This is a genomic window from Thalassobacillus sp. CUG 92003 (genome assembly GCF_013618635.1).
GTDB lineage: Bacteria > Bacillota > Bacilli > Bacillales > Halobacillaceae > CUG-92003.
The window spans coordinates 217,948-230,141 of sequence record NZ_JABLSJ010000004.1; the positions used below are offsets into that span (position 1 = coordinate 217,948).

Annotated in this window: 12 protein-coding genes; all 12 read right to left on the minus strand. The window is 42.6% G+C overall.

From position 1 onward, the window contains the following. Positions 1-30: 30 nt before the first annotated feature. Positions 31-291: a stage V sporulation protein S gene (locus tag HOP45_RS07895; protein ID WP_008640081.1), complete on the minus strand. Its 261-nt coding sequence runs from the start codon at positions 289-291 to the stop codon at positions 31-33. 108 nt (positions 292-399) lie between these two features. Beyond that, complete coding sequence (locus HOP45_RS07900; RefSeq protein WP_181348621.1) at positions 400-1,197, minus strand: TIGR00282 family metallophosphoesterase; 798 nt, start codon at positions 1,195-1,197, stop codon at positions 400-402. 134 nt (positions 1,198-1,331) lie between these two features. Next, positions 1,332-2,897, minus strand: a complete 1,566-nt coding sequence (rny, locus tag HOP45_RS07905; RefSeq protein WP_181348623.1) for a ribonuclease Y — start codon at positions 2,895-2,897, stop codon at positions 1,332-1,334. Between the two features lie 290 nt (positions 2,898-3,187). After that, positions 3,188-4,225: a recombinase RecA gene (recA, locus tag HOP45_RS07910; protein WP_181348625.1), complete on the minus strand. Its 1,038-nt coding sequence runs from the start codon at positions 4,223-4,225 to the stop codon at positions 3,188-3,190. A gap of 162 nt (positions 4,226-4,387) precedes the next feature. Beyond that, on the minus strand, positions 4,388-5,641 hold the full coding sequence (locus HOP45_RS07915) for a competence/damage-inducible protein A (RefSeq protein ID WP_181348627.1): 1,254 nt from the start codon (positions 5,639-5,641) through the stop codon (positions 4,388-4,390). Then, positions 5,638-6,216, minus strand: coding sequence for a CDP-diacylglycerol--glycerol-3-phosphate 3-phosphatidyltransferase (gene pgsA / locus HOP45_RS07920; RefSeq protein ID WP_181348629.1), 579 nt, complete (start codon positions 6,214-6,216; stop codon positions 5,638-5,640). Before pgsA ends, HOP45_RS07915 begins: the two co-directional genes overlap by 4 nt. Positions 6,217-6,334: 118 nt before the next feature. Next, positions 6,335-7,303, minus strand: a complete 969-nt coding sequence (locus tag HOP45_RS07925; protein ID WP_181348631.1) for a helix-turn-helix domain-containing protein — start codon at positions 7,301-7,303, stop codon at positions 6,335-6,337. A gap of 17 nt (positions 7,304-7,320) precedes the next feature. Beyond that, the gene (locus HOP45_RS07930) at positions 7,321-8,112 is read right to left on the minus strand and encodes a DUF3388 domain-containing protein (protein WP_181348633.1); all 792 of its coding nucleotides are present in this window, start codon (positions 8,110-8,112) and stop codon (positions 7,321-7,323) included. Between the two features lie 177 nt (positions 8,113-8,289). Continuing rightward, positions 8,290-8,547: a DUF3243 domain-containing protein gene (locus HOP45_RS07935; RefSeq protein ID WP_181348635.1), complete on the minus strand. Its 258-nt coding sequence runs from the start codon at positions 8,545-8,547 to the stop codon at positions 8,290-8,292. A gap of 74 nt (positions 8,548-8,621) precedes the next feature. Further along, positions 8,622-9,341, minus strand: a complete 720-nt coding sequence (gene ymfI / locus HOP45_RS07940) for an elongation factor P 5-aminopentanone reductase (protein ID WP_181348637.1) — start codon at positions 9,339-9,341, stop codon at positions 8,622-8,624. Further along, entirely contained in the window at positions 9,341-10,639 is a 1,299-nt protein-coding gene (gene yfmH / locus HOP45_RS07945; protein ID WP_181348639.1) for an EF-P 5-aminopentanol modification-associated protein YfmH, read from the minus strand. The genes ymfI and yfmH overlap by 1 nt, the downstream gene beginning before the upstream one ends. Continuing rightward, positions 10,636-11,928, minus strand: a complete 1,293-nt coding sequence (yfmF, locus tag HOP45_RS07950) for an EF-P 5-aminopentanol modification-associated protein YfmF (protein ID WP_181348641.1) — start codon at positions 11,926-11,928, stop codon at positions 10,636-10,638. Before yfmF ends, yfmH begins: the two co-directional genes overlap by 4 nt. Positions 11,929-12,194: the final 266 nt, after the last annotated feature.

Genomic DNA, 12,194 nt, shown 5'->3' on the forward strand with positions numbered 1-12,194 from the left:
TTTCTGATCATTGCCATCACCATCAATACACTACCGGGGTTCTACAATCAATTTAATGGCTGTTCGCTCTTCTTCATCAATCATGATATCCGTAAAAGCGGGAATGCAGATGAGATCCATTCCACTTGGAGCAACGAAGCCGCGGGCTATCGCAACCGCTTTTACTGCCTGATTCAATGCGCCGGCTCCAATTGCTTGAATTTCGGCAGTGCCACGTTCTCTAACTACATTGGCCAAGGCTCCTGCTACTGAATTTGGGACTGATTTGGCTGAAACTTTTAATACTTCCATTACTAGCTTCCTCCTTCATAAACTATGGTTGTTCCATAATTACTATATTCTTGGAGATGTAGATTATTACTTTTAAGTATGAATGAATATTTAGAAAACTTCAAATAATCAGCTAAAAAATGGATGATCTTCATTAATAAGGATGCGCTTCACCTTGGTTGCATTGCCTGAGCGTTCATCTACATCTGCCAAAAACCCACTCAGTTGTTTTCTTCCCGATTTTGGAACTTCAAAACGTACAGGTAAGTTAGTTAGAAAGCGTTTTAAAACAACCTCTCTGTCCATGCCTAGTATCGCGTCATAAGGACCGGTCATGCCAACATCGGATATATACCCCGTTCCTTGCGGAAGGATACGCTCATCAGCGGTCTGAATATGGGTGTGAGTGCCGACATTGATACTGACACGCCCATCAACATACCAACCCATTGCTTGTTTTTCACTGGTGGCTTCAGCATGGAAATCCAAAAAGATAAGGTTCGTTCGTTTTTTGGCTTCATTTATGAGTTCATCAGCTTTGCGGAAAGGGTCATCGTTAGGGGAGAGAAACGTGCGGCCCTGTAAATTTATAACAGCTATCTCACCTACATGGGATTTTACGAATGTCATACCTTTACCGGGCGTCCCTTCGGGGAAATTCGCAGGACGTACCATGTGCGGAGCGTCATGAATAAATTCAAAAATATCACGGTTATCCCAGGCATGGTTCCCCAGGGTAACTGCATTCGCTCCCAACTCTAAAAAGCGACGGTAAATTTTTTCAGTAATCCCCTTACCACCGGCAGCATTTTCGCCGTTGATAATCGTTACTGCTGGCTGATACTTTTGCTTTAATTTCGGTAAGTATTCCTCTACCATTTCGCGTCCCGGAGAGCCAACAACATCCCCGATAAATAAAAGCTTCATGTGTCCAAATCCTTTCTATAATCAAAAATTCAAACTCAGTTTCACACAGGTGCCGACATATGTCAAAATGTTCTTAAGCTAGGCATAATAACAATGAGAGATTAAAAATGAAGCGGTCTAAAAGACCGCTTCATTTATTTTGCGTATTCGACAGAGCGTGTTTCTCTAATGACTGTTACTTTGATGTGCCCTGGATAATCAAGTTCGCTTTCAATCCGGTTGCGGATATCTCGGGCTAAGCTTGTCGCTTTAAGATCATCAATTTCATCAGGGCGTACCATGATACGAATTTCACGACCTGCCTGAATAGCAAACGACTTCTCAACACCTTCATAAGACTCTGAAATTTCTTCGAGCTTTTCAAGTCGTTTAATATAATTTTCTAATGTTTCACTTCTTGCGCCCGGTCGGGCAGCGGACAATGCGTCTGCTGCTGCTACAAGAACAGATATGATCGATGTGGCTTCCTCGTCTCCATGGTGAGAAGCGATTGCGTTGACCACCGTTTCATTTTCCTTGTATTTGGTTGCCAGTTCTTTACCGATTTCAACGTGGCTTCCCTCTACTTCATGATCAATGGCTTTACCGATGTCATGAAGTAATCCGGCCCGGCGAGCAAGGGTTTCATCTTCACCAAGCTCTGCTGCGAGCAATCCGGAAAGGTATGCAACTTCCGTAGAGTGCTTGAGTACATTTTGACCATAGCTTGTACGATATTTAAGACGACCAAGTATCTTGACTAGATCAGGATGGAGCCCGTGGATTCCAACTTCAAACGTTGTTTCCTCTCCAACTTCGCGGATATGATCGTCAACTTCACGACGAGATTTATCGACCATTTCCTCAATGCGTGCCGGATGGATTCGGCCATCCTGTACGAGTTTCTCAAGGGCATTTCGTGCTGTCTCACGGCGTATCGGATCAAAACCTGATAAAATGACGGCCTCAGGCGTATCATCAATAATTAAATCGATGCCAGTCAATGTTTCCAAGGTCCGGATATTCCGCCCTTCACGACCAATGATACGGCCTTTCATCTCATCATTAGGTAAATTAACGACTGAGACGGTCGTTTCTGCAACATGATCCGCCGCGCAACGTTGCAAGGCAAGTGAAAGAATGCTTTTCGCCTTTTTATCAGCCTCTTCTTTGGCACGATTCTCCGCTTCTTTTACTTTGAGTGCCGTTTCATGTGATACCTCTTGTTCTACTCGTTCTAAAATGACTTGTCTGGCCTGGTCTGACGTCAAACCGGAAATGCGCTCAAGCTCAGCTTGTTGCTCTTTCAGCATAGCTTCCACTTTGCTTTCCATTTCTTCAATTTGTTGTTGTCTTTCGGTAAGAGTCCCCTCTTTCTGTTCGAGTGTCATTTCCCGCTTATCAAGCGTTTCACTCTTACGATCGAGATTCTCTTCTTTTTGCATTAAACGGTTTTCTGACTTTTGAATCTCCATACGGCGATCGCGAAATTCATTTTCAGCTTCCTGGCGGAATTTCTGATTTTCTTCTTTCGCTTCGAGAAGAGCTTCCTTCTTGGCAGATTCAGCATTTCGTCTGCCTTCTTCTTCGATTTGGTTCGCACGATCTTCAGCGCTTTTAATCTTCGCTTCCGCAATGGACTTCCGAATAAGATAACCAACAACAATACCGACGATTAGGGCAAGCAAAATGAAGATGAGCAGGGATATCATACTATCCATGTTTTCACCTCCTCTTGCTATAAACTTGTACAGTTTGTCGGCATGTACAAACGTTTCATTTTCAGTGCGAATGCATGAAATTAATGTAAAAAAATATGAAAATGATACACATTCATTTTATGCTTGCTTATACGTTATGTCAAGGAAGCGTGCCTTTTCTCCTTTGCGGAAGTGCCGATAAACGATCCGGAAAGGGTATGTAGGTCTGCTTCCCAAGCTGCGAATAAGTCTGACAGGAGACAAAGAAAACCAGCCGTAATACACACGATTACAGCTGGTTAACGGTTCAATTATACATCCAATGATTCCTGTCCCTTTTGCTCTTCCTCTTCTTCTTCATCTTCGTTCATTCCATAATGCTGGCGAATGGTGCCTTTCACTTCATCGTAAACGTGCCGGTTTTCTTTTATGAACTGTTTAGCGTTCTCACGCCCTTGACCCAAGCGTTCTTCGTTATAAGAATACCATGAGCCACTTTTTTGGATAATATCGAGCTCCGTTCCGATATCGAGTAACTCACCTTCTTTGGATATGCCTTCACCATACATAATGTCAACTTCAGCCTGTTTGAAAGGGGGAGCCACTTTATTTTTGACGACTTTCAACCGGGTTTTATTCCCGACCATTTCATTTCCTTGCTTCAAGGTTTCGGCACGGCGAACTTCCAAACGTACCGATGAATAGAACTTAAGCGCACGTCCGCCTGGTGTGGTTTCCGGGCTTCCGAACATTACCCCGACTTTTTCACGGATTTGATTAATGAAGATTGCGGTCGTCTTCGACTTGCTGATGGCACCAGACAGCTTCCGCAGAGCCTGGGACATGAGGCGGGCTTGCAACCCAACATGCGCATCGCCCATCTCCCCTTCAATTTCTGCTTTAGGCACCAAAGCAGCAACAGAGTCAATGACGACCATATCAACTGCCCCACTCCGTACAAGTGCTTCAGCGATTTCAAGGGCTTGTTCGCCTGTATCAGGTTGAGACAACAGCAATTCCTCGATATTCACACCAAGATTACGTGCGTAACCAGGATCGAGCGCATGCTCAGCATCAATAAATGCTGCCTGTCCACCCTGCCGTTGAGCCTCAGCAATAGCATGGAGGGCAACTGTTGTTTTACCGGAAGACTCCGGTCCATATATCTCAACGATTCGGCCGCGCGGATAACCACCGACCCCCAGGGCGACATCCAGCGCTAATGACCCGCTTGGCACCGTATTGATCTTTTGTTCTGCTTGTTCACCGAGCTTCATAATGGAGCCTTTACCGAACTGTTTTTCAATCTGTTTAAGCGCCATATCCAGCGCTTGTTTACGATCACTCATAATATTCCCCTTTCAGTTTTGCTATCCCTATGATAACGTGTTTTATCTCATTTGCCAACTAAAATGCGAATAAATGTTCCCTATTTTTTCATTCAAAAGAACATGCGAAATTTCCATTTTATCCTCCCTGAAACACTAAAAATTGCATACGCATTTCAATGCTTAATTCGATTTTAAGGTATGATACAGAAGTTCATAAGCTTTTTTGACAGCGCGGCGTCGAATGGTTGGCCGAGTACCGGGAAAATGATAGTGATACACTTGCGGTTGTTCGTTGCCGATCTGCAAGCCGATGAAAACCACGCCTGGCTCTTTTCCTTCACTCGGATCTGGTCCTGCTACACCTGTAAAACTTAACGTAATATCTGTTGATAAAACGTCTCGCCCGTTAGTCGCCATAGAGGCGGCACACTGTTCGCTAACGGTACCGAATTCGTCCATTAACGCTTCAGGGACCTGAAGCAAATTGTGCTTTGCTCCTTGGTTATAGGCGACTATACTTCCCTGACAAACGGCAGAAGCACCAGGTGTAGCAATCAATTCCTCCATGAAAAGTCCGCCCGTCAAACTTTCTGCTGATCCAATCAGCCGTTCCTGTTCTGTCAATAGCTCCAGTACTATTTCTTGAATGGTCAGATCATCGGAGCCATAATAAAAATCACCGACCCGATCCAATATCTCGTGTTTTATATCCTCGATAAGATCGACCGCTTTATGATGCGTGTCACCCTTGGCAGTAAGACGCAGAGAGACCTCACCATCATGAGCAAGAGTAGCCACTGTCGGATTGGTTTGCTGCTCAATGACATCATGCAGTTCATGCTCCAACTTAGATTCGCCGATACCAATGAAATGAAGCATTTCAGACACTATTTCACTATCGATTGCATAGTAATCCTTGAGGTAAGGTCGAACATCTTCTAGCATCAGTTTTTTCATTTCAGAAGGAACTCCGGGCAAAAATACCCACAGCGTACCTTCGTGTTCGACAATCATGCCCGGGGCCATTCCCTCCTGGTTATCGAGTACGTCAGCATGTTCAAAAACCAGCGACTGCTTACGATTATTAGGGCTCATCGGTTTCTGATTACGTTCATAATATGTTTCAATCCTGGCCATACTTTTCTCGTCTTCTACCAACGACTGGCCAAATAACCGTTGAGCTACATCGCGTGTTAGATCATCTTCTGTGGGTCCGAGCCCACCGGTGACGATTACTAGTTTTGATCGCTCCTGTGCAGTGCTGAACGTCTCAAATGCACGCGCTTCATTATCACCTACAACACCATGAAAATAAACGTGGAATCCATCATCGACTAAACGTTTCGAAATCCATTGCGCATTCGTGTTAGGAATTTGACCTAACAACAATTCCGTTCCAACCGCAATGATTTCAGCATGGATACCTTGACTCATTTGGAATCCCTCATGACATGCCAATTTTTTGAGAAATACTCATATCCAGAAATCACCGTAATGATTAAAGCAAGATATAATGAAATGACGCCTAACGGGAGATTGATGAATGCAAACGGCCAATTATGAAGTAATAATATAGAAATAGCTACAATTTGTATCCACGTTTTCAATTTACCCATTTGACTCGCTGCAAGCACACTGCCTTCTCCTGCTGCTACGAGCCTTAGCCCCGTCACAGCAAATTCACGGCTTATGATCACAATGACAATCCAAGCCGGAGCCAAATCAATATTGACTAATAAAATAAGCGCCGCACTAACCAGCAGTTTATCAGCCAATGGATCGAGAAACTTACCAAGGTTTGTAACAAGGTTAAATCTCCTGGCATAATACCCATCAACCCAATCCGTTGTAGCAGCCACAATGAATAAAACCGCACCAAGCAGATGAGCGATTGGGAGTGCCCGGTCCTCCATCTCAAGTGCGCCCCATTCAAATGGGTAACTCATTAACAGAATAAAAAACGGGATGAGTAAAATTCTGGATAGTGTTATCCGATTCGGTATGTTCATTAAAAACAACTCCTACTCTTATGCAATTTCCACAGAAAACTGCCTCAAAAAAACAATCGCATGAGAGTGATCGCGGCTCCCTCCCGATTATAAACGTTCTTTTTGAGACAGTTTAGCCTTAATTGTTATTAGGTTCTGATACATCCACCCATATCTTTTGACTGACCGTTTCTTGAGGATCGACCGGGTATTCAAGCTGTTTACCATTTATTTCAATTTCTGTAACCGACGCGTTGCCAATTTTGATGTAAATCCGGTCCTTACCTGATAAATCATAAGATAAAGGTGAATCTGAGCCATCATACTCTCCCATAGCGAAGGATTCGCCATTGCCATCCTCAACTTCAAGGTAAGACGTGCCTGATAATTTAATGCCGACTTCCGCACCTTCATTACTCACCATTTCATAGGTGTGCTCAGGAAAATTCCCGCTTCCCGTTTCTTGAAGTTCGAATTCTGTCGTTTTCGTTTCAGCATCCTCATTCGTGCTGCTATTATCATTATTTCCGTCATCTTGATTGTCGGATCCATTTCCTGATTCGTCTCCCTGTTCGTCTGAAGATCCTTCATTCTCGCCGTCATCGCTTCCAGCGTCATTTTCGTCTTCAGAATCGTCCTCAGAAGATCCACCAGGGAGCTGAACTTCCACCTGATTGTCATCTTCAGGCTCACCGGAACCGTCATTTGGGCCCGTTGATTGTTGATAAAAATACAATGCCAACACTATAATGCCAACAATCAAAACAATTGTTATCAAGGTCGGAAAGATTTTAGATAAAGCTGAACCCTTTGATGATGACACATCTTGCCGTGATTTTTGCGCTCGACTGTAATGAACTACATTCTCGTCTTCATTTGAAGGCAGTTCATTCTGATGCTCTTCCATGAATGCTTCCGGGTCCAACCCTACGGCTGCAGCATATTCTCTGATAAATGCCCGTGTGTAAAACTTGCCAGGCAGCACACCGAAGTTATTTTCTTCAATGGCTTGGAGATATCGCTTTTGTATCTTGGTCACTTCTTGGACTTGCCCAATGGACATGCCCTGTTCTTCTCGGGCTTCTTTGAGTCGAGGTCCGATCTCCATATCTAACACCATCCATTTTAAAAATCAAACATTGAAAAACCATCATTTATTTCCAATTCTGGTTTTTGCACTGTTTCATAAGTGATTTCTTCATCTTCTTTATTTCTTAATTCAATAATATAATCGAAGTCATCCATTGAATATTCGGTTTCTTGCACAAAAATATCAGGATGTTCAACTACCTTCGTAGCAGGCAGCCTCATAATTTCTCTGACCAGCTGCCAGTGTTTTTCATTAGCGCGACGAGCCGAAACAATCCCATCGATAATATAAAGTGTATCTTCACTATACTCGTCTTCGATCAGCTGATTGCGAATCGTTTGTTTCAGCAAGGTACTCGATACAAATAACCAGTGTTTATTCGCACACACACTTGCCGCCACAACAGATTCTGTCTTACCCACTCTCGGCATACCTCGCAAACCTACCAGTTTATGGCCTTTTTTCATAAACAGTTCAGCCATAAAATCAACAAGTAAGCCTAAATCTTCACGATTAAAACGGAATGTTTTCCGATCATCAATGTCACTATGTATATAACGGCCATGTCTTACCGCTAACCGGTCCCGAAGTTTAGGGCGCCGTATCTTCGTAACTTTTATGGTATCCATCGTTTTTAAGATGGAACGTAATCGCGTAATTTGTTCATCGTCTTTACATAACAACAGCATGCCTCTATGGGAATTTTCTACTCCATTGATGGTCACGATATTTATTTCCATCATACCAAGCAGAGAGGATATATCTCCTAATAGTCCAGGACGATTGTATTGGATTTCATATTCTAAATACCATTCTTTTTTCTCCATGGTAAAAACTCCTCTGGAAATCCTGTTATATTTTGTAAGTGCTCGGGAAATTCTCTTCCCTTATCATAAATGATTTTCACCGAATAGAAAAGGAGATAATGACAGTTTCTACAGAATGTCGAAATAATTCGACATAAAAAGCCGCACATTGATGTGCGGCCAGGGAATTGAAAAAATTTATTCGGTACCTTCATTTTGAACGTATTTAACCATCATGTTGGCAATAGCATGCTTTTCCTTTTCATCAGCAACATTCCAAAGATCGCGCAATACAGCTTCCTGGTCATTTTGTGCATCCACTTGTTTAGACAAATAACCACCAATTTCATAAGCTAAATCTGAAACGGTCTCTTGATCCATGCCTTCACCTTGAGCTTGGTGTAAACGATCACCTAGAAAATCCTTCCAGGAATCAAAATTTTCAAGAACGGACATCCCAATTTCCTCCTTTATTTGGATTACATGGTTAGTATGAGAAGAAATTAGAGAAATATACACATTGTTTCCGATTAATTCCAAGCTCCGTTCACTTTTAATAAGTGGCCGTTAATATAACTTGCCCTTTCGCTTAAAAGAAAGTCTACCGCTCGCGCTACTTCCCCGGGCCTTCCTACCCGCCCCATCGGAATGTCCTGTTGAATCGCACTGAAGTCAGATTCGTTAAATGACTGATTCATGGCAGTATCGATGAACCCGGGTGTCACGCCATTTACGTAAACACCATTGGGGGCGACTTCTTTTGCTAACGCTTTGACAAAGCTTATTTGTGCCCCTTTAACAGAGCTATAAAGGCTCTCCATACTTCCGCCTTCTTCCCCCCATATCGAAGAAACGATGATGATATGTCCTTCCTGCTTTCGTAACATATCAGGTAACAGGTGCTGCGTGATCCTCCACACTGATTTTACATGGAGGTGATACAACTTATCCATATCCGCTTCAGCACTATCTTGAAGGAGAGAACGGAGTGACGTGCCGCCTGTAAATACGACAGCATCAAAAACATAGGGCAAGCCAGCAATAAATGATTGAATGCCTTCCGAACAGGATAAATCTGCCTGAATCGCACCGAGCCATTGGTCCTCATGTATTGCGTCTTGCAAATCTGAGAGATGATGAGCGTTTTGGTAATACTGTAGACAAAGGTTATAACCTGATTCAGCTAATTGTAAAGCTGTTGCCTTGCCAATTCCACCGCTCGCACCAAGGATCAAGCAATTTCTGCTCATTAAGAAACCTGCTCTTTTTGTGGTAAAACTTGAAAAACGCTGATTTGGTCATCTTTGACCCAATGCTCAAGAAACTGTTCCGCATCTGCAACGGTAAGCTTTTCGATTTCCGGCAATACTTCAAATAAATCAACACCGAGCACATGGTAATGGGAAAATTGGTTGGCAATAAACTCCATCGAATTAAGCGAACGGACGAATTGTCCGATTTTTTTGCGTTTCATTCGTTCAAAATCTTCTTTTCCGATTTTTTCTTCTTTTAGTTGATGAAGCATTTCTTTAACGCGCCTGGCTAACTCATCCGGCTGTCTTGTGTCACCGCCTAAAATAGTGAAACCGAACTGACGATCAAGCTCTGTTTCGAAATGGAAACTGTCATCAATCAAATCGCGCTCATACAATTCTTCGTAAAATGCCCCGCTCTTGGAAAAATAGTAGTCTAAAATCATGCTTGAGAGAAGTTCCGACTGTAAAAGTTCTTTCCCGCTTAAATGTGTCACCTTTTCCTTGAGACCCACGAGTGACTTGGCACGGGTTACAGGCATCTCAATTGAATCTTCTCTGACCGCTACATGAGCTGGCTCTTCAGGGTAAGAGCGATCGATTTCCGGTATAGGTGGAAATTCTTTAGCCTGCTGGTTGCTGCGAATCAAATCCATCATCGCCTGCACATCAAAATTTCCGGCAACAAACAAAATCATATTAGAAGGGTGATAAAACGTTTCGTAACATGAATAGAGATCATCTTTCGTAATTTGGTTGATCGAATCAATGGTACCGGCAATATCCACTTTAACGGGGTGCTCATGATACATGCTTTGGATTGTGCCAAAAAACGCTTGCCAATCCGGCTGGTCGTCATACATCCGAATTTCCTGCCCGATAATGCCTTTTTCTTTATCAACGGATTCTTTCGAGAAGTACGGGTCTTGCACAAAGTCAAGTAACGTTTTTACATTATCATCAACCTGACTGGTTGCCGTAAATAAGTACGCCGTTTTCGTAAACGAGGTGAAGGCATTAGCTGAAGCGCCTTTTTTGGTGAAATCCTGAAAGACATCGCGATCTTCTTTTTCAAACATTTTATGCTCAAGGAAGTGGGCAATGCCTTCAGGCACCTTCACATGCTCATCTCCACCGAGCGGGGTGAATGTCTGATCAATTGAACCATAATTGGTCGTGAAAACGCCGTACGTTTTCGCCATTTCCGGCTTGGAAAGTAAAAATACTTCCAACCCGTTATCTAAAGTTTCCGTATAAATCGTTTCTTGGATTTGTTCATAACGTAGTTCCTTCATGCTTCCTCTCCCCCTTGCTCATTGCTGGTTAAGAAATAAATCGTATCCAGTTCAATTTTATCGGCCACTTTGACGACCTGATCATGTGTCACATTTTTTATGCCTTTCATTAAATCGTCCAGGGTCATATCTCCATGAGAGAGGATTTTATGGTAAAGAATTTCAATCAGACCCTGTGCGCTGTCCATCGTTTCCAGCAACTGATTGATGACCTGTTCGCGTGTTTCAGCTACTTCCTCCTCGGTAAAACGTCCTTCTTTCATGGCTTGTAACTGTTCTAAAATAATTGTTTTGGCCTGCTCATAATCATTTGGGTCGATTCCGCTGAACACGAGCAATAACCCTTTATGACTTTCAAACCGAGAAGCTGCATAATAAGCAAGGCTGTGTTTTTCCCTTACATTCTCAAATAATTTTGAACTAGGGAAGCCTCCAAACAATCCATTGAAGATCTGTAGGGCGTAATAATCTTCATCACCGAAATGTGTGAATGTCCTGAAGCCTATGTGCAACTTGCCTTGATTTAATTCTTCACGTTCTGTCACTTCATTGACCGACTCAACAGGTGAAGACGTGCTTTGAGCCGGTACATCCTCGTTATCGCTAGTAGGACGAGTGAAGTACTCATCTACACTCTGTTCTATTTCAGCTTCGTCAAAATCGCCAATGACGTAGACATCTAATAAATCTTGTTCAATGAATTTTTGATAGTACGTGTGCAAGGTTTGGGGCGTAATCGTCGCTAAATCGTCCAAATAACCGTGCACATGTAGAGAATAGGGCTCACCTTCACACATATGGTCAATGAGGCGCATATTCGCGTAATTCATTTTATCATCTTTAATGGATCTGATTTTTTGTTCGAGGGTCTGCTTTTCACGTTCAACGATTTTCTCATCAAATGCGCCATTTTCCGCTTTAGGGGAAAACAGTACCTCATTAAAAAGTTGTAACGCCTGATCTAAAATTGGCGCGTTATCCTTTAAAAAAGCTTCGTTCACCACTTCCATTCTGAAACTGATGACATGGCTTTCACCTTTTTTTGTTCCATCACTTGAAAGAGCCATTCCATATAAATCCTCAAAAGCTGATTGCAGCGAGCGGATATTCGGATGCTGATTGGTCGCTTTTTGCAAGACTTGAGGCAATAGGGCTCGCTCTGTGATAGATTGACGTTTAATCGGGGCTTTGAATTTCGCTACAACGTTAATGGTCTTATATTTCTTGCTGGGTAATATATGTAAGCGATAGCCTTGTTTTTGATAAACTTTTTCATTACTTAATTCCATTATTAAACCTCCCAAGACTCAATTCTCATGTCTATTATTTTCTATATAAGTTTGTTTATCCCTTTTTTATGAAAGACTCTCTTAAACGCTGTTGATAAATTCGAGTGGTATAGGAAAGCGTGGTGAATAAACCATCACCACTGGATTTAACAGAACCTTATGAAAAGGTACTCTCCCAATCGTAAGGGAATTCTTAGAAAAAGTAAAAAATAAACTCCGGTTGTTTTTATGTATATGAATCCTCCATTAGAAAAACAGATAAAAAA